17 protein-coding genes are annotated in these 17246 nt (G+C 65.1%); 9 read left to right on the top strand and 8 right to left on the bottom strand.

The genetic code is table 11. The features are described from left to right. Nucleotides 1-4 precede the first annotated feature (4 nt). The 7 genes from flgH to flgB all read right to left on the bottom strand — a co-directional run bounded on the left by flgH (nucleotide 5) and on the right by flgB (nucleotide 5029). On the bottom strand, nucleotides 5-667 hold the full coding sequence (gene flgH / locus P3C50_RS14850; RefSeq protein ID WP_275546597.1) for a flagellar basal body L-ring protein FlgH: 663 nt from the start codon (nucleotides 665-667) through the stop codon (nucleotides 5-7). A gap of 5 nt (nucleotides 668-672) precedes the next feature. Continuing rightward, nucleotides 673-1458 (bottom strand): flagellar basal-body rod protein FlgG, encoded by a 786-nt coding sequence (flgG, locus tag P3C50_RS14845; protein ID WP_197857738.1) that lies wholly within the window; start codon nucleotides 1456-1458, stop codon nucleotides 673-675. A gap of 145 nt (nucleotides 1459-1603) precedes the next feature. Then, a complete protein-coding gene (locus P3C50_RS14840; RefSeq protein ID WP_275546596.1) occupies nucleotides 1604-2335 on the bottom strand; it encodes a flagellar basal body rod protein FlgF in 732 nt (243 codons plus the stop codon). Nucleotides 2336-2344: 9 nt separating this feature from the next. Then, complete coding sequence (gene flgE / locus P3C50_RS14835) at nucleotides 2345-3532, bottom strand: flagellar hook protein FlgE (protein ID WP_275546595.1); 1188 nt, start codon at nucleotides 3530-3532, stop codon at nucleotides 2345-2347. Nucleotides 3533-3567: 35 nt separating this feature from the next. Further along, on the bottom strand, nucleotides 3568-4245 hold the full coding sequence (flgD, locus tag P3C50_RS14830) for a flagellar hook assembly protein FlgD (protein ID WP_275546594.1): 678 nt from the start codon (nucleotides 4243-4245) through the stop codon (nucleotides 3568-3570). Continuing rightward, nucleotides 4245-4673, bottom strand: coding sequence for a flagellar basal body rod protein FlgC (gene flgC / locus P3C50_RS14825; RefSeq protein WP_161864085.1), 429 nt, complete (start codon nucleotides 4671-4673; stop codon nucleotides 4245-4247). The genes flgD and flgC overlap by 1 nt, the downstream gene beginning before the upstream one ends. Nucleotides 4674-4675: 2 nt before the next feature. Further along, on the bottom strand, nucleotides 4676-5029 hold the full coding sequence (gene flgB, locus P3C50_RS14820; RefSeq protein ID WP_197857734.1) for a flagellar basal body rod protein FlgB: 354 nt from the start codon (nucleotides 5027-5029) through the stop codon (nucleotides 4676-4678). Nucleotides 5030-5221: 192 nt separating this feature from the next. Between flgB and flgA the strand changes: the two genes are divergently transcribed. Next, on the top strand, nucleotides 5222-5926 hold the full coding sequence (flgA, locus tag P3C50_RS14815; protein ID WP_275546621.1) for a flagellar basal body P-ring formation chaperone FlgA: 705 nt from the start codon (nucleotides 5222-5224) through the stop codon (nucleotides 5924-5926). A 125-nt stretch (nucleotides 5927-6051) separates the two neighbouring features. Here the strand turns inward: flgA and glcC are convergent, their stop codons facing one another. Then, complete coding sequence (glcC, locus tag P3C50_RS14810) at nucleotides 6052-6825, bottom strand: transcriptional regulator GlcC (RefSeq protein ID WP_275546593.1); 774 nt, start codon at nucleotides 6823-6825, stop codon at nucleotides 6052-6054. A gap of 235 nt (nucleotides 6826-7060) precedes the next feature. On the opposite strand from glcC, the gene glcD reads away from it, so the two are divergent. From glcD to lafA, 8 genes are all read left to right on the top strand, one after another. Then, nucleotides 7061-8560: a glycolate oxidase subunit GlcD gene (glcD, locus tag P3C50_RS14805; protein ID WP_275546592.1), complete on the top strand. Its 1500-nt coding sequence runs from the start codon at nucleotides 7061-7063 to the stop codon at nucleotides 8558-8560. Further along, entirely contained in the window at nucleotides 8560-9615 is a 1056-nt protein-coding gene (gene glcE / locus P3C50_RS14800) for a glycolate oxidase subunit GlcE (RefSeq protein WP_275546591.1), read from the top strand. The genes glcD and glcE overlap by 1 nt, the downstream gene beginning before the upstream one ends. Before the next feature lie 3 nt (nucleotides 9616-9618). Continuing rightward, nucleotides 9619-10836: a glycolate oxidase subunit GlcF gene (glcF, locus tag P3C50_RS14795; RefSeq protein WP_275546590.1), complete on the top strand. Its 1218-nt coding sequence runs from the start codon at nucleotides 9619-9621 to the stop codon at nucleotides 10834-10836. A gap of 257 nt (nucleotides 10837-11093) precedes the next feature. Then, nucleotides 11094-11492: a heme-binding protein gene (locus tag P3C50_RS14790; protein WP_275546589.1), complete on the top strand. Its 399-nt coding sequence runs from the start codon at nucleotides 11094-11096 to the stop codon at nucleotides 11490-11492. A 127-nt stretch (nucleotides 11493-11619) separates the two neighbouring features. After that, a complete protein-coding gene (locus P3C50_RS14785; RefSeq protein WP_275546588.1) occupies nucleotides 11620-13797 on the top strand; it encodes a malate synthase G in 2178 nt (725 codons plus the stop codon). A 289-nt stretch (nucleotides 13798-14086) separates the two neighbouring features. Continuing rightward, on the top strand, nucleotides 14087-15787 hold the full coding sequence (locus tag P3C50_RS14780) for an L-lactate permease (RefSeq protein WP_197857726.1): 1701 nt from the start codon (nucleotides 14087-14089) through the stop codon (nucleotides 15785-15787). A gap of 134 nt (nucleotides 15788-15921) precedes the next feature. Beyond that, complete coding sequence (locus P3C50_RS14775; RefSeq protein WP_003242223.1) at nucleotides 15922-16089, top strand: rubredoxin; 168 nt, start codon at nucleotides 15922-15924, stop codon at nucleotides 16087-16089. Between the two features lie 197 nt (nucleotides 16090-16286). Continuing rightward, entirely contained in the window at nucleotides 16287-17126 is an 840-nt protein-coding gene (gene lafA / locus P3C50_RS14770) for a lateral flagellin LafA (protein WP_197857725.1), read from the top strand. Nucleotides 17127-17246 lie beyond the last annotated feature (120 nt).

The raw sequence follows: 17246 nt of genomic DNA, 5'->3' as shown, positions 1-17246 counted from the left end.
GGCCTCAGAGCGGGAACAGCGGGTGGGTGAAGAAACGCGTCAACCAGCCTGCCGAGTTGCTGTCGTTGAGCACGCCGCGACCGGCATAGGAAATGCGCGCGTTGGCCACGTTCTGCGAGGACACCTGGTTGGCGCGGTTGATGTCGTCCATGCGCACCAGGCCGACCAGACGGATGTACTCATCGCCCTGGTTCAGGCGCAGGGCCTTCTCGCCCTTGATCAGCAGGGTGCCGTTGGGCAGCACCTGATGCACGGTCACGGCGATGGAGCCGCGCAGGGTGTTCTGCTGCGAGCTGCGCGCCGAACCATTGAAATCGCGCTCGGCCGAGGCGGAGCTTTCCAGGCGGTCGTAGGTATTGCCCAGCACGGTGGGAATACCGACGGAAACGCCCGAGGTCTTGCCGAAGCTGGTGCCGGCGCTCTTGCTCGACTGGGTGGACTCGTCGAGCACCACGGTGAGAATGTCGCCGACCCGCACTGCACGCTTGTCGCCAGTCAGCGAGCCGCTGTAGCCGCTGCGAAACAGGCCACCGCCGGTGGTCGGCGGCACGCTGTAGTCCAGCGCCAGGGGCTCGTAGTGGCTGGAGTCTTCCTCAGGCAGCATCTCGTTGAAGCTGGCGCAGCCGCCGAGGGCCAGAAGCAGAGCGAGCGGGAGCAGGCGGGTCATGGCGATCACACGGTCTGGTTGAGGAACTGCTGCATGCCCGACGCAGCGTCGAGCACCTTGGCGTTGGCTTCGTAGGCGCGCTGGATGGAGATCATGTTGACCATGGCCTCGACCACCTGCACGTTGGAACCTTCCAGCACGCCCTGCTTGAGGTTGCCCAGGCCTTCCTCGCCCGGCACGCCTTCCTGCGGCTCGCCGCTGGCCACGGTTTCGCGATAGAGGTTGCCGCCGAGCGCTTCGAGGCCGCCCGGGTTGGTGAAGTTGACCAGGGTGATCTGGCCCAGCTCGGAGGGCAGGGTGTCGCCGGCCAGCACGGCGGTGACGATGCCGTCGCTGCCCACGGTGAAGCGGCTGCTACCGGCCGGCACTTCGATAGCCGGCGTCAGCGGCAGGCCTTGGGAGTTGACGATCATGCCTTCGGCGTTGAGCTGCAGCTGGCCGTTCTCGGTGTAGTAGATATCGCCGTTGGGCGCTTCCACCTGGAAGAAGCCGGCGCCGATGATCGCCAGGTCCATCGGCTGGCCGGTGGTCTGGATGCTGCCTTCGGTGAACACCTTCTGCGTACCGGCCACACGCACACCGCTGCCGAGCTGGATGCCCGACGGTACGGTATTGACCTCATCGGCCTGGGCGCCCGGCTGCAGCTCGATGGCGTAGAACAGGTCTTCGAACACCACGCGGTCGCTCTTGAAGCCGTTGGTGTTGACGTTGGCCAGGTTGTTGGCCACGGCGCTCATGGCCTTGTCCTGTGCGGCCAGGCCGGTCTTGCTGACCCAAAGTGCGGAACTCATGTGCGTTACCTCTTCGCTGTGGCGAACGCCTTATCAACGACGTGTGCCTGTGTTTCGTGGGAGCGAGCTCTGCTCGCGAAGCTGTGTCTGGCGAAACTCGATTCGCGAGCAGAGCTCGCTCCTACACGGCCGCCGGCTTTCCGGCTCAGCTGCCGCGAATCATCCGGTTGCCGGCCTCGGAAAGGTCCTCGGCGGCCTTCATCATCTTCACCTGGGTTTCGAACAGGCGGTTCAGGCTCATGGTCGCCACCAGCTGATCGATGGCGCCGACATTGCTCGCCTCCAGGTAGCCGGATACCAGCACCGGTGTTTCCAGGCCCTCTGCCGGCTGACCATCGATGCGCGCCAGCAGGCCGCTGGCATCCTTGGTCAGATCGGCGGCGTCAACATCCACCACGCGGATGCGGTCCACCTCGGCGGTGACGAAATCGCCACGCGGGATCACCGAAACGGTGCCGTCACGGCCGATATGCAGGCTGTCGTATTCGGGCAGCACGATGGGGCCACCCTCGCCCAGCACGGCGCGGCCGTTCAGGGTCAGGCGCAACTCGGCATCGACCTGCAGCGCGCCGTTGCGCGTGTAGCGCTCGGCGCCTTCATCGCCCTCGACGGTGAACAGGCCGCGGCCCTGGATCGCCACGTCGAGATCACGGCCGGTGGCCATCAGCTCACCTGGCGCCAGGTTGACGCCGTTGTTCTTCACCCGCGCCAGGTGGCGGCTGTCGTAGCCGTAGCCTTCCACGGCGACGGCCTGGGCCTGCTCCAGATCGGCACGAAAGCCGGGCGTGTTGACGTTGGCCAGGTTGTTGGCGCGCACCGTGAGCGAGCTCATGGTGCGGCTGGCGGCGGTCATTGCGGTGTAGCCGAGACGGTCCATGGGTCAGCCTCAGATCGCGCCGAACAGCACTTGGGTGAGTTCCTTGTTGGTGGTCAGCACCTTGGTGTTGGCCTGGTAGTTGCGCTGCCCCTCCATCAGACCGACCAGCTGCTGGGTCAGGTCGACGTTGGAGTTCTCCAGCGAACCGGCCACCAGCGCGCCGAACGGTCCGACACCGGGCACGCCGATCAGCGCCGCGCCGGAGTCGGCAGTTTCCACCCAGGCAGTGCCGCTGATGTTCTTCAGGCCGCCAGCGTTGGCGAAGGTGGCCAGCGCCACCTGGCCCTGCAGCATGCGCTGGCCATTGCTGTAGTTGGCGTAGACCATGCCGTCCTTCTCAACCGAGAGACCGGTCTGCTCACCCGCTGCGTAACCACTGGCACGGTTGGTGGTGACGACGAAGTCGGAGCCGTACTGGCTGGAGTTGCTGTAGTCGATGGCGATGGCCATCGGGTCGACACCGGGCAGGGCGAAACCGACGTTGACCGGGCCGGCCGGCGCGGTGAGCGTGCCGTTGGTGCCGAAGGTCAGGGCTTGAGGGGCGCCTACAGCCGTACCGCCGGCGTAATAGTGGGCTTCCCAGCTGTTATCGCCAGTCTTGACGAAATACTGGGTCAGGGTGTGTTCCTTGCCCTGGGAGTCGAACACCTTGGTGGTGTAGGTGGAGTTGTAGGTGTTGACGTCCGCCGGATCGAACGGCGCGGTGGCCGGCACGGTCTGGTTGGAGTCCAGGTTCATGACGAAGGCCAGGCTGTCGGTGGCGCGCGCCGGCAGGTTGGCGTTGCGCAGTTGCAGATCACCCATGGCGCCGACCAAAAGATTGCCAGCAGCATCTACCGGGTAACCCTGCAGGGTCTGGCCGGCGGCGTTGACGATGTTGTTGTCCTTGTCGGCGCCGAACACGCCGGCGCGGGTGTAGCTGACATCACCATTGCCGCCACGGGTAACGAAGAAGCCGCCGCCGGAGATGGCCAGATCAAGGCTGCGCCCGGTGGTCACCAGGGAGCCGCCCTGGCTGATGCTCTGGGTGGTGGCCAGCACTTCCACGCCCATCGCCTGGCTGTCGGCGTAGATGCTGCCGAACTCGGTGCGCGAGGACTTAAAGCCGGTGGTGCCGGCGTTGGCGATGTTGTGGCTGATGGTGTTGAGCTGTTCGTTGACGGCACTGAGGCCGGTCATGGCGATGTTGAAACTCATGGCGACTGGACCTTTGAATTAACGACTGGGTGGGTTCAGAGCAGACCGGCAGTCTGCGTCTGGCCGAATTCGGTGATGTTGTAAAAGGGCACGGAGCCGATGCCGACGACGTCCAGCACCGGCCCCTCGGCACTCACGCGCACCTGGGTGACGCGGCCGGCCACTTCGACTTTCGGGTACTCGCCACTGTCGCTCTTGACCTCGACCTTGTAGCGGCCTGGCGCCAGGCCAAGGGCCTTGGGGTCCAGCTCGAAGGGCACGCGGCCCGGCGCCTGGGAACCCAGGTCGATTTCCTTCTTCACGCCGTTGCTGTCGGTGACTACCAGGGCCAGCTTGCCGGCGGCGTGCTCGAGATTGACCTCGCCTTTGACCTTGTCTGCATCCAGCTCCAGCTGCTCGGTGGCAACCTTGACTTCCTGGCCGGCCAGGCCGGCAGCGGTGAGGGTCTGCAGGTTGTCCAGCAGCACCAGGTTGCTCTTGCTCAGCGAGGCCATGTTCTCCAGGCTCTTGACCTGGCTCATGGCGGCGAACTGGTTGAGGAACTCGGTGCTGTCCACCGGTTTGGTCGGGTCCTGGTTCTGGATCTGCGCGACCATCAGGGTGAGGAAGTTGTTTTCCAGCTGGGTCGCGTCGCTGACGTTGACCGACTGCTTCACCGCTTCGTCGATGCTGTAAGCGGGATTGTTCTGGCTATTGTTGCTGACCGTGGCCATCAGGATTCTCCGAGCTTGAGCAGGCCCTGCTGCATGCTTTTCAGGCGATTGAGCACCTCGACGCTGGTCTCGAAGCTGCGGGTGGCCGACATCATGTCGGTCATTTCCTCGATCTGATCGATGTCGGCGTAGAACACGTAGCCCTTGTCATCGGCCAGCGGGTTGTCCGGCTCGTAGCGGCGCACCGGCTCGCGGCCGGCGGTGACCACGTCGAGCACCTGCACATGGGCGCCGCCCATGCCCACGCTGCGGGTCAGCTGGTCGTTGTTGTAGACGGCAGCGAACACCGGCTTGCGTGCCTGATACACGTCCTCGGCACTGGCCGCGGCCGAGTCGGCGTTGGCCAGGTTGCTGGCCACGGTGTTGAGGCGCACGGTCTGCGCGTTCATCGATGAACCGGCGATGCGGTAGATGGAATCGAAAGCCATGGTCAGCGTCCCTCGATGGCCTGTTTCAGGCCGCGGAATTTCATGCTGAGAAAGGTCAGGCTGGTCTGGAAGTCCATGCTGTTCTTGGAGAACGCGGCCTGTTCCACACTCAGCTCGACGCTGTTGCCGTCCTGCGACGGCTGGGTCGGCACGCGGTACTTGAGATCGGCAGTGCTGGCGCTGAACGCCTGCTGTGGGTCGAGCCGCTGCATCTCGCCAGCAAAATCGATGTCGCGGGCGAGAAAGCCCGGCGTGTCTTCGTTGGCCAGGTTGGCGGCGAGAATCTCGCTGCGCTGCATACGCAGTTCGATGGCTCGCGAATGCAGGCCCACCACGTCATCAATCCGTATACTCATTCACCGGTACCCTTAACCCAAGGTTGTGCCCAGGTGCCTTGAGCACAAAGCGTGCCCAACCCATAAGAGAGCCGTATTACATTGATTTATCAGGGATTCTTGAGAACCGCCGGCGCCTTTCGCGTCGCCCTTTTTCCGCATCGCCGCATCGCCGGAGGGAAAAGCGGAAAGGCTTTTTCCGCCTTGGCGTCAGTGCTCTTCCTCTTCGCCGCACTGCCTGCGGATACGGCACGCGCGCAGGCCGACGCCGCCGGCCAGATCGACCAGGCCATCGCTACGCATATGCAGCAGAAGCTTGCCGAGGAGGCCAAACGCCAGGCCTGGCAAGGCCAGCGCCACAGCCTCGATACAACGCTGGTGGGCAGCGCGGAACGACTGCCGGTCTGCGCCCAGGCCCTGAGCGTGATGGTCCCCAGCGATGATCCCTCGGCGCTGGCGCGCCAGCGCCTGGAGCTGAGCTGCCCGGACACCCCCGGCTGGAGCATCACCGCCCTAGTGCAGGCCAACGTCTTCCTGCCGGTGGTACATGCTGCGCGGGTGATCGAACGCGGCCAGACCATCAGCGCCGAACAGCTGCAATTGCAGGATGTGAACATCGGCAAGGTATCGCGCGGTTTCTACAACAACCTCGATGAGGTGGTCGGCCAGGGCGCCAAACGCCGCGTGCGCGCCGGCCAGCTGATCGCGCCGAACCTGCTCACCGCACCGCTGCTGATTCGCCGCGGCCAGCAGGTCACCATCATCGCCAGCCAGGACGGCATTTCCGCCTCGGCCACCGGAGAGGCGCTGGCCAATGGCCGCGAAGGCGAGGTGATCCGCGTGCGCAACCTTGGTAGCCAGAAGGTGATCGAGGCGCAGGTGGTGGAAGATGGCGTGGTCACCAGCACCTTCAGGTAGGGTGTCACGCCACGTGGGAGGCACTTGCGTGGCGAGCGGGGCTGGCGGGTCGCGGCTAAAGCCCCTCCCACAAATACGTAGGGCGGGTGCAACCCGCCACCATTGACCGGCGGGTTTCACCCGCCCTACGCCCAGCCCTCCAGGCGCATGGTCGCACGCACCAGGCGCTGCTCTTCCTGCTCGATCTCCTGCAGGTTGTCACGGATGCTGTTGATATGGTCGCGCGCCGCACGCTGGGCCTGTTCCGGCAGGCGTTCGATCACCGCGTGGTACAGGCGCGAGTGCTGGCGGTCGATCTGCCGCTTCTGCGCCGGGCGGTGGTAGAGGTTGTTCACCGAGGCGAACACGGTGCTGAGCATCAGGTCGGTCAGCGACTGCAAAGTGTGCACCAGCACCGGGTTGTGCGACGCCTCGCAGATGGCCAGGTGGAAGGCGTGATCGAGGCGTGCGTGTTCGCGTGGGTCGACCGGATGCTCCTGCGCGTGGGCCGCGAGCATTTCCTCGTAGCGCCGGGTCAGCAGGACGAAGTCCGCGTCGGTGCCACGCAGCGCCGCCAGGCGCGCCGACTCGCCCTCTAGCAGGCCGCGCACTTCCAGCAGGTCGTACAGGGTGCGCGGTTGCGAGCCGAACAGGTGCATCAGCGGGCTGGCGTCGCGCTCGCCGCTAAGCTTGGCCACCCGTGAATCACGCCCCTGCGCAGTGTCGATGATGCCGCGCCCACGCAGGACCTTCAGCCCTTCACGCAGCGCCGAACGGGAAATGCCCAGCTTCTCGCACAGGCGCCGCTCCGAGGGTAGCGGCTGGCCCACCTTGAGTACGCCATCGACGATCAGCCGCTCGATGCGCTCGGCCACCACGTCGCTGACCTGCCGTCTTGCGACAGCCTGATTCGTATCCATTTCAACCCTCCCTGCAACTGGTCGTACCAGCTGGCACGAGCATACGCGCCTCATCCGAAAGCCATGTTCAACGCCTATGAGAATAAGCACTTTGAGCAGCCTTGTGCGAAAGGTTGACGAAAGAAACTGGTCCTACCAGCGATAAAGACGACGTAAAAATTCAGGCGACCTAAACATACGGGCCATGGTCGCGGCACGACCGCTTATAAAAACAACGTTCACGATTGAGCCTGCCATGAGCATTCTGTACGACGAGCGCGTCGACGGCGCGCTGCCCAAGGTCGACAAGGCCGCGCTGCTGACCGAGCTGCGCCAGTGTCTGCCCGACCTCGACATCCTGCATACCGTCGAAGACCTGAAGCCCTATGAGTGCGATGGCCTGTCCGCCTACCGCACCACACCCATGCTGGTGGTGCTGCCCGAGCGCATCGAGCAAGTGCAACAGCTGCTCAAGCTCTGCCACGCCCGTGGCGTGCCGGTCGTGGCGCGCGGTGCCGGCACCGGCCTGTCCGGCGGTGCGCTGCCGCTGGAGAAGGGCATCCTGCTGGTGATGGCACGCTTCAACCAGATTCTCGAGATCAACCGCGAAGGCCGCTTCGCCCGGGTACAGCCCGGCGTGCGCAACCTGGCGATCTCCCAGGCCGCCGCGCCGTTCGACCTGTATTACGCCCCTGATCCCTCCTCTCAGATTGCCTGCTCTATCGGCGGCAATGTCGCCGAAAACGCCGGTGGCGTGCATTGCCTGAAGTACGGCCTGACCGTGCACAACCTGCTCAAGGTGGACATCCTCACCGTCGAAGGCGAGTTCATGACCCTCGGCAGCGACGCCCTGGACGCGCCGGGTTTCGACCTGCTGGCGCTGTTCACCGGCTCCGAGGGCATGCTCGGCATCGTCACCGAGGTGACGGTCAAGCTGCTGCCCAAGCCGCAGGTGGCCAAGGTACTGCTGGCTGCCTTCGACTCGGTGGAAAAGGCCGGCCGCGCGGTGGGTGACATCATCGCTGCCGGCATCATCCCCGGCGGCCTGGAGATGATGGACAACCTGGCGATCCGCGCCGCCGAAGATTTCATCCATGCCGGCTACCCGGTGGAGGCCGAAGCCATCCTGCTCTGCGAGCTGGACGGCGTCGAAGCCGACGTCGCCGACGACTGCGAGCGCGTGCGTGAGGTGCTGGAACAGGCCGGCGCCACCGAAGTGCGCCAGGCCCGCGACGAAGCCGAGCGGGTGAAATTCTGGGCCGGGCGCAAGAACGCCTTCCCCGCGGTCGGGCGCATCTCGCCGGACTACTACTGCATGGACGGCACCATCCCGCGCCGCGAGCTGCCTGGCGTGCTGCGCGGCATCGCCGAATTGTCCGAAGAGTACGGCCTGCGCGTGGCCAACGTGTTCCACGCCGGCGACGGCAACATGCACCCGCTGATCCTCTTCGATGCCAACGTACCGGGCGAGCTGGAGCGCGCCGAGGCCATCGGCGGCAAGATCCTCGAACTCTGCGTCAAGGTCGGCGGCAGCATCACCGGCGAGCACGGAGTCGGCCGCGAGAAGATCAATCAGATGTGCGCGCAGTTCAACAGCGACGAGATCACCCTGTTCCACGCGGTAAAGGCGGCGTTCGACCCCAGCGGCCTGCTCAACCCGGGCAAGAACATCCCCACCCTGCACCGCTGCGCCGAGTTCGGTGCCATGCACGTGCACCACGGCCAACTGCCCTTCCCGGAACTGGAGCGCTTCTGATGCAGCATGATTTCGATGCCAGCGCCGCGCTGCTGGAACAGGTCAACCACGCGCTCAACAGCGCCACGGCGTTGCGCATCCAGGGCAGCGGCAGCAAGGCCCATCTGGGCCGCGCCACCACCGGCGAAGTGCTGGATACCCGCATGCACCGCGGCATCGTCAGCTACGACGCCACCGAACTGGTGCTCACCGCCCGCGCCGGCACACCACTTACAGAAATCGAAGCGGCGCTGGAGGCCAACAACCAGATGCTGCCGTGCGAACCGCCGCACCTGGGCGATGGCGCCACCCTGGGCGGCATGGTCGCAGCCGGGCTGTCCGGCCCGCGTCGGCCCTGGGCCGGTTCGGTGCGCGATCAGGTGCTCGGCACCCGGGTGATCACCGGCCAGGGCAAGCTGCTGCGCTTCGGCGGCGAGGTGATGAAGAACGTCGCCGGCTACGACCTGTCGCGCCTGATGGCCGGCAGCTTCGGTTGCCTTGGCCTGCTCGCCGAAGTCTCGATCAAGGTGCTGCCCAAACCGCGCCAGGTGCTCAGCCTGCGCCTGGACATGAGTGCTCGCGACGCGCTCAACAAGCTTGCCGAATGGGGCCAGCAGCCATTGCCGATCAGCGCCGCCAGCCATGACGGTGTCGCGCTTCACCTGCGCCTTGAGGGCGGCGAAGGCTCGGTCCTGGCCGCACGCCAACGCCTGGGTGGCGAAGAGATCGACAACGCTTACTGGCACGAACTGCGCGAACAACGCCTGCCGTTCTTCAGCGCCAGCGGCACGCTCTGGCGCCTGTCGCTGCCGACCAATAGCGGTCTGCTCGACCTGCCCGGCCGCCAGCTGATCGACTGGGGCGGCGCGCAGCGCTGGCTGAAAACCGACGCCGATGGCGAGCTGATCCAGCGCGTGACGGGGGGGCTCGGCGGCCACGCCACCTGCTTCGCCGCCGGCCAGGTACAACCCTTCCAGCCGCTGGCTGCTCCTCTGCTGCGTTACCAGCGCCAGCTGAAAAACCAGCTCGACCCCCAGGGCATCTTCAACCCTGGCCGCATGTACGCCGAGGTATAAGACGTGCAGACCAATTTGAGTGAACAGGCCAAGCGCCTGCCGCGCGCCGAGGAAGCCGAACGCATCCTGCGCTCCTGCGTGCATTGCGGCTTCTGCAACGCCACTTGCCCGACCTATCAGTTACTCGGCGACGAGCTGGACGGCCCGCGTGGGCGCATCTACCTGATCAAGCAGATGCTCGAAGGCGGCGAAGTCACGGCCAAGACTCAGGAGCACCTGGATCGCTGTCTGACCTGCCGCAACTGCGAGACCACCTGCCCATCCGGCGTGCAATACCACAACTTGCTGGATATCGGCCGCGAAGTGGTCGAGCAGGCGGTGCCGCGGCCGCTGAACGAGCGCCTGCTGCGTCAGGGCCTGCGCGCCGTGGTGCCACGACCGGCGCTGTTCAAGACGCTGACCCAGACCGGCCTGGCCCTGCGCCCGCTACTGCCGGCCGCGCTCAAGGCCAAGCTGCCGCGCGAGGTTCGCCCGGCCAAGCCGCGCCCGACGCAGCAGCATGCCCGCCGCGTGCTGATGCTCGAAGGCTGCGTGCAACCGGGGCTGTCACCCAACACCAATGCCGCCACCGCGCGCGTGCTGGATCGCCTCGGCATCAGCGTCACGCCGATCCGCGAGGCCGGCTGTTGCGGCGCCGTGGACTACCACCTCAACGCCCAGGAAGCCGGGTTGCAACGCGCGCGGCAGAACATCGACGCCTGGTGGCCGGCCATCCAAGCCGGCACTGAGGCCATCGTGCAGACCGCCAGCGGCTGCGGCGCTTTCGTCAAGGACTACGGCCACCTGCTCGCCAGCGACCCGGCGTACGCGGCCAAGGCGGCGCGGGTCAGCACCCTGGCCAAGGATCTTGTGGAGGTGCTGCAGGGCGAGGCGCTGGAACAGCTGCAAATGCGCGCCGAGCAGCGCCTGGCCTTCCACTGCCCCTGCACCCTGCAGCATGCGCAGAAGCTCGGCGGCGCGGTTGAAGGCGTACTGACGCGCCTCGGCTTCGGCCTGACCGCTGTGCCGGACGGTCATCTGTGCTGCGGCTCGGCCGGCACCTATTCGCTGACCCAGCCAGAACTGTCGCGGCAGCTTCGCGACAACAAATTGAACGCCCTGGAAAGCGGCAAACCGGACGCCATCGTCACCGCCAATATTGGCTGCCAGACCCATCTGGACGGTGCCGGACGCACACCGGTGCGCCACTGGATCGAGATCGTCGAGGAGGCGATGGGCTGATCACGCGTAGCCGGTGCCACGCGCACGGCTACAGATGTACCGCAACGCACAAGCGGAGGAATGAGTCCCGCCTGTGGGAGGCGCTTTAGCGGCGAGCTTTTATCGCGGCTGAAGCCGCTCCCACGGTGATTGCCCGGTAGCCCGGATGCAATCCGGGCAAAGCGCCAGATATTCCCGGATTGAATCCGGGCTACGCGACTGAGCACCTTCTCCCGCATGCGGGAGAGGGGAGAAAAACCAAGAACACGAGGTATGCCATGCAACACAAAGCCGTACTCAGCCAGAGCGAAGTCAGCCAGATCATCGCAGCCGCCCGTAACGAAGCGCAGCAACAGGGCTGGGCCGTGGCCATCGCCGTGGTCGACGACGGCGGTCATCCGCTGGCTCTGGAGCGCCTCGACGGCTGCGCGCCCATCGGCGCCTACATCGCCACCGAGAAGGCGCGCAGCGCTGCCATCGGCCGCCGCGAAACCAAGGGCTACGAAGACATGGTCAACGGCGGTCGCACCGCCTTCGTCAGCGCGCCGCTGATCACCTCGCTGGAGGGCGGTGTACCGGTGCTGGTGGATGGCCAGGTGGTAGGTGCCGTCGGCGTGTCCGGAGTCAAGGCCGAACAGGATGCGCAGGTGGCCAAGGCAGGAATAGCGGCCCTTTAAACATGCGGCGCAGCCGCCAACTGATGACCTTCTCCCTCCGGGAGAAGGTGTCACGAAGTGACGGAAGAGGGTTCCAACAGACAACGCCTGGCCCCTCTCGCAAGCGATTAGACAGGAGAACAGAAAAATGACCGAACGCGTGCAATGTCAGCGCCTGCAGGTAGCCGCCGAGCTCAAGCAATTCATCGAAAGCGAAGTGCTGCCCGGCAGCGGTATCGAGGCGGCGGCCTTCTGGAGCGGTTTCGATGCGCTGGTGCACGACCTGGCGCCGCGCAACCGTGCCCTACTGGCCGAGCGCGACCGTCTGCAGACCGAGCTGGATACCTGGCACCGCGCCAACCCTGGGCCGATCACCGACATGAACGCCTACCGCGCCTTCCTCGGCTCCATCGGCTATCTGCTGCCGCAGCCGGAGCAGGTCAAGGCGACCACCGCCAACGTTGACAGCGAAATCGCCATCCAGGCCGGCCCGCAGCTGGTAGTGCCGGTGACGAATGCGCGCTACGCGCTGAACGCCGCCAACGCCCGCTGGGGCTCGCTGTATGACGCCCTGTACGGCACCGATGCGATCAGCGAAGAAGGCGGCGCCAGCAAGGGGCCGGGCTATAACGAAGTGCGCGGCGCCAAGGTGATCGCCTTCGCCCGCGCCTTCCTCGACCAGGCCGCGCCACTGGCCCAGGGCTCACACGCAGACGCCAGTGCCTATGCCGTAGTCGCCGGCCAACTGCAGGTGACCCTGAGCAGCGGCGCGCAGACCTCGCTGGCGCAACCGGAGAAATTCGTTGGCTTCCAGGGCGAGGCTGCCACGCCGAGCGCCGTGCTGCTGAAGAACAACGGCCTGCACTTCGAGATCCAGATCGACGCCAGCAGCCCCATCGGCCGTACCGACGCCGCCGGCGTGAAGGACGTGCTGATGGAAGCGGCGCTGTCCACCATCATGGACTGCGAGGACTCCGTCGCTGCCGTCGACGCCGCCGACAAGGTGGTGGTCTACCGCAACTGGCTGGGCCTGATGAAGGGCGATCTGGCCGAAGATCTGGAAAAGGCTGGCAAGCGCATCACCCGCCGCCTCAATGCCGATCGCGTCTACACCGCCGCCAATGGCAGCGAACTGACCCTGCACGGTCGCTCATTGCTGTTCATCCGCAACGTCGGCCACCTGATGAGCAACCCGGCGATCATCGACGGTGAAGGCTTGGAAATTCCCGAGGGCATCCTCGATGCGGTAGTGACCAGCCTGATCGCCCTGCATGACCTGCAGCGCCGCGGTAACTCGCGCACCGGTAGCGTTTATATCGTCAAGCCGAAGATGCACGGGCCGTTCGAAGTGGCCTTCGCCAACGAACTGTTCGGTCGCGTCGAGCAACTGCTGGGCGTGCCGGCCAACACCCTGAAAATGGGCATCATGGATGAGGAGCGGCGCACCAGCGTCAACCTCAAGGCGTGCATCGAGGCCGCCAGCGCGCGTGTGGCCTTCATCAACACCGGCTTCCTCGACCGCACCGGCGACGAAATGCACACCGCCATGGAAGCAGGTGCCATGCTGCGCAAGGGCGACATGAAATCCAGCGCCTGGATCCAGGCCTACGAGCGTAACAACGTGCTGGTCGGCCTGGCCTGCGGGCTGCGTGGCAAGGCGCAGATCGGCAAGGGCATGTGGGCCATGCCGGATCTGATGGCGGCCATGCTGGAGCAGAAGATCGGCCATCCGAAAGCCGGCGCCAACACCGCCTGGGTGCCGTCGCCCACCGCCGCCGTGCTGCACGCGCTGCACTACCACAAGATCGACGTGCAGGCGGTGCAGAGCGAGCTGGAGCTGATCGACCTGGCCAGCCAGCGCGACAGCCTGCTGAACGATCTGCTCAGCGTGCCGGTCAGCGCCGAGCGGCCGTGGGGCGCCAGCGATATCCAGCAGGAGCTGGACAACAACTGCCAGGGCATCCTCGGTTACGTAGTGCGCTGGGTCGAGCAAGGCGTCGGCTGCTCCAAGGTGCCGGATATCCACAACGTCGGCCTGATGGAAGACCGCGCCACCCTGCGCATTTCGGCTCAGCATATCGCCAACTGGCTGCACCACGGCGTGGTCAACGAGGCCCAGGTGCGCGAGACGCTGCAGCGCATGGCACAGGTGGTCGACGGGCAGAATGCTGGCGATCCGGCCTACCGCCCGATGGCACCTGACTTCGAACAATCCCATGCCTTCCGCGCCGCCAGTGACTTGGTGTTCAAGGGCCGCGAGCAGCCGTCCGGCTATACCGAGCCGCTGCTGCATGCCTGGCGGCTGCGTTTCAAGCAGGAGGCCTAAGCAAAGTGGGAGGGGCTTTAGCCGCGAGCTTTTTGTAGTTGTTTGGTCGCGGCTAAAGCCCCTCCCACAAAAAGCAGACTAACCATCGTGGACGGAGCCGAAAGCCTCCACGAAACAAGCCCTGACGGTCGCTGACCGTCGGGGCTTTCGAGCATGAGCGCGGTGGCGGGTGATCCCTGCCGTCGCGGCTCGCGGAAAGGTCGGCGCCGTGGTGCCCGGCCCTTCCAGATGCGTGGCGCCGGGTATCCCCGGAAAACTGTGGTTCACAAGAAAAAGAAGGAACCAACCCATGAGTCAAACGCTGCTCTCCATCCTGGCCTTCGTGCCACTGGTACTGGCGGGTGTACTGCTGATCGGCTTTCGCTGGCCGGCCAAGTACGCGATGCCGCTGGTGTTCGTCCTCACCGCCCTGATCGGCCTGCTGGCCTGGGACATGTCCCTCAACCGGGTCATTGCCTCCAGTCTGCAGGGGCTGATTCTCACGGCCTCGATCCTGTGGATCATCTTCGGCGCGATCCTGCTGCTGAACACCCTCAAGCACTCCGGTGGCATCGCGGCGATTCGTCGGGGCTTCTCCAACATCAGCCCGGACCGCCGCGTGCAGGCGCTGATCGTCGCCTGGCTGTTCGGCTGCTTCATCGAGGGCGCCTCCGGCTTCGGCACCCCGGCCGCAGTGGCCGCGCCGCTGCTGGTGGCGCTAGGCTTCCCGGCCCTGGCCGCAGTGGTGCTGGGGATGATGGTGCAATCCACGCCGGTATCCTTCGGTGCGGTGGGTACGCCAATTCTGGTGGGCGTCGGCGCCGGTCTGGACAAGACCGGTATCACCGAGCAACTGGTGGCCACCGGCAGCACCTGGGAAACCTTCTTCCACCTGATCTATTCGCGGGTGGCCATCACCCACGGCCTGATCGGCCTGCTGATGCCGCTGATCATGGTGATGATCATGACGCGCTTCTTCGGTCGCAATCAGAGCTGGAAGGAAGGCCTGGCCATCGCGCCGTTCGCCATCTTCACCGCCTTCGCCTTCTCCCTGCCGTACATGGCGGCCGGCGTGTTCCTCGGCCCGGAATTCCCCTCGATGATCGGCGCCCTGGTCGGCCTGGCCATCGTGGTGCCGGCTGCCAAAGCGGGCTTTCTGTTGCCCAAGAACACCTGGGACTTCGCCGATCCCAAGGACTGGCCGTCCGACTGGATGGGCAAGATCGAAATGAGACTGGACGAGGTGGCAGGCAAGGCGCCGATCTCGGTGCCCATGGCCTGGGCGCCCTACCTGCTGCTGGCGGTATTCCTGGTGATCTCGCGCACCTTCCCCGAGGTGAAAGCGGCGCTGATGAGCGTTACCTTCGGCTGGAAGGACATCCTCGGCGAGACCGGCGTGTCCGGCACCATCGAGCCGCTGTTCCTGCCGGGCGGCATCCTGTGCATGGTGGTGCTGGTGACCTTCTTCCTCCATCGCATGCGTTTTTCCGAGCTCAAGGCGGCGGTGGGCGAGTCGAGCAAGACCCTGCTAGGCGCCGGCTTCGTATTGATCTTCACCATCCCCATGGTGCGTATCCTGATCAACTCCGGGGTCAATGGCAGCGACCTGGTGTCGATGCCGGTAGCCATGGCGCAGTTGGTGGCCGATAGCGTCGGCGGCGTGTATCCGTTCTTCGCCCCGGCGGTGGGCGGGCTCGGCGCCTTCATCGCCGGCTCCAATACCGTGTCCAACCTGATGCTGTCGCAGTTCCAGTTCAACGCGGCGCAGCTGCTCGGTGTGTCCGGGGCAATGATGGTGGCACTGCAGTCGGTCGGCGCGGCGGCGGGCAACATGATCGCCATCCATAACGTGGTGGCGGCCTCGGCGACCGTCGGTCTGCTCGGCCGTGAAGGCATCACCCTGCGCAAGACCATTCTGCCGACGCTGTACTACCTCACCATGGCTGGTGTGATCGCGCTGGTGGCGATGTACGGCATGGCGCTGACCGATCCGCTGATGGCCGCGCGCTGACGCCACACGGGTCGTCTATCGCACGACCCGACTGTGCTTGGCCCACCGACTGGCGGCGATTGCCGCCAGCCGGCTTGGCGCATCCCGCCAATTGCGGTAGCTTGCCGGCACCGTGAGATTCACCCGAGGTCGATATGAAGAAGTGGCAATGCGTGGTCTGTGGACTGATTTACGACGAGAGCCAGGGTTGGCCGGATGACGGCATCGCCCCCGGCACCCGCTGGGAAGACGTGCCGGAAGACTGGCTGTGCCCCGACTGCGGCGTCGGCAAGATGGATTTCGAGATGATCGAAATCGGCTGATCGGCCTTGGCAATACGACAACGGCGACCTTCGGGTCGCCGTTTTCATTACAGGCCCAGGCAGGTGCCCGAACCTTTGCGCAGTGCAGGAAAATCTTCGGCGTCATTTAAGCAGCGCCAAAAGCCGGTCGCCCTTCACCTACAGCAGGCAATCACAGCCAGCTTCATTCCGCGCCTACCGCACGAAGGATTACGATCATGGCCTTGTCGATTCACACCAATTACTCCTCGCTGATCACTCAGACCAACCTGGGCAAAACCAACAACGCCCTGGGCACCAACCAGCAGCGCCTGGGCACCGGCCTGCGCATCAACAGCGCCGCCGACGATGCCGCCGGCCTGCAGATCGCCACCCGCCTCAACGCTCAGTCGCGCGGCATGGACGTGGCCATGCGCAACACCGGTGATTCCATCTCCCTGCTGCAGACCGCCGAAGGCGCCTTCAGCGAGATGACCGACATCATGCAACGCATGAAGGACCTTGCCACCCAGGCCGCGAACGACACCAACAGCGACGACGACCGTACCTCGCTGAAGGCCGAGTACGACGAGCTGGGCAACGAGCTGACCAACATCATCAGCAACACCAAGTACGCAGGCGAAGCCCTGTTTGCTGCCGGTGGCAAGCTGACCGCTGCAATGACCTTCCAGATCGGCTCCAGCAGCGCCGAAACCCTGTCGTTCAACGCCAGTGCAAACCTGACCGCCGTTACCGGTGCGATCACCACCATCAAGGCCGAGACCCTCGATGACGCCACCAACGCCGGTAGCGCCATGGACGAGCTGGAAACCGCTCTGGACGCCGTCGGCACTCTGCGTTCGCAGCTTGGCGCCAACATCAACCGCCTGAACCACACCGCCAACAACCTGGCCAACATGAAGGACAACACCGACATGGCCAAGGGTCGCATCATGGACGCCGACTTCGCCAAGGAAAGCGCCAACATGACCAAGAACAGCATGCTGATGCAGTCCGGCATTTCCATGCTCAAGCAGGCCGGCCAGATGCCGGGCATGGTCATGTCCCTGCTGGGCTGATCACGCGCTTAGCCGGCGCAAGGGACTGCGCCACACCCATTTCACCACTGAACGCCAGCGCCCTTAAGGCATTCGAGAAAACGGTCGCCCTGTATCTACAGCACCGCTTCCAGGCGTTCA

This window comes from Pseudomonas sp. Marseille-Q0931, from assembly GCF_940789645.1.
Classification (GTDB): domain Bacteria; phylum Pseudomonadota; class Gammaproteobacteria; order Pseudomonadales; family Pseudomonadaceae; genus Aquipseudomonas.
The sequence above is the reverse complement of the archived record's forward strand: the minus strand, read 5'-3'. Positions and strand labels throughout refer to the sequence as shown.

Excerpts from the sequence above, each read along its gene's own strand:
- lafA (WP_197857725.1), top strand. The coding sequence starts at position 16,287 with ATGGCCTTGTCGATTCACACCAATTACTCCTCGCTGATCACTCAGACC.
- P3C50_RS14785 (WP_275546588.1), top strand. The coding sequence starts at position 11,620 with ATGACCGAACGCGTGCAATGTCAGCGCCTGCAGGTAGCCGCCGAGCTC.
- P3C50_RS14775 (WP_003242223.1), top strand. The coding sequence starts at position 15,922 with ATGAAGAAGTGGCAATGCGTGGTCTGTGGACTGATTTACGACGAGAGC.
- P3C50_RS14840 (WP_275546596.1), bottom strand. The coding sequence starts at position 2,335 with ATGGACCGTCTCGGCTACACCGCAATGACCGCCGCCAGCCGCACCATG.
- glcC (WP_275546593.1), bottom strand. The coding sequence starts at position 6,825 with ATGGATACGAATCAGGCTGTCGCAAGACGGCAGGTCAGCGACGTGGTG.
- flgC (WP_161864085.1), bottom strand. The coding sequence starts at position 4,673 with ATGGCTTTCGATTCCATCTACCGCATCGCCGGTTCATCGATGAACGCG.
- P3C50_RS14790 (WP_275546589.1), top strand. The coding sequence starts at position 11,094 with ATGCAACACAAAGCCGTACTCAGCCAGAGCGAAGTCAGCCAGATCATC.
- flgG (WP_197857738.1), bottom strand. The coding sequence starts at position 1,458 with ATGAGTTCCGCACTTTGGGTCAGCAAGACCGGCCTGGCCGCACAGGAC.
- flgB (WP_197857734.1), bottom strand. The coding sequence starts at position 5,029 with ATGAGTATACGGATTGATGACGTGGTGGGCCTGCATTCGCGAGCCATC.
- flgD (WP_275546594.1), bottom strand. The coding sequence starts at position 4,245 with ATGGCCACGGTCAGCAACAATAGCCAGAACAATCCCGCTTACAGCATC.
- glcD (WP_275546592.1), top strand. The coding sequence starts at position 7,061 with ATGAGCATTCTGTACGACGAGCGCGTCGACGGCGCGCTGCCCAAGGTC.
- flgH (WP_275546597.1), bottom strand. The coding sequence starts at position 667 with ATGACCCGCCTGCTCCCGCTCGCTCTGCTTCTGGCCCTCGGCGGCTGC.
- glcE (WP_275546591.1), top strand. The coding sequence starts at position 8,560 with ATGCAGCATGATTTCGATGCCAGCGCCGCGCTGCTGGAACAGGTCAAC.
- flgE (WP_275546595.1), bottom strand. The coding sequence starts at position 3,532 with ATGAGTTTCAACATCGCCATGACCGGCCTCAGTGCCGTCAACGAACAG.
- P3C50_RS14780 (WP_197857726.1), top strand. The coding sequence starts at position 14,087 with ATGAGTCAAACGCTGCTCTCCATCCTGGCCTTCGTGCCACTGGTACTG.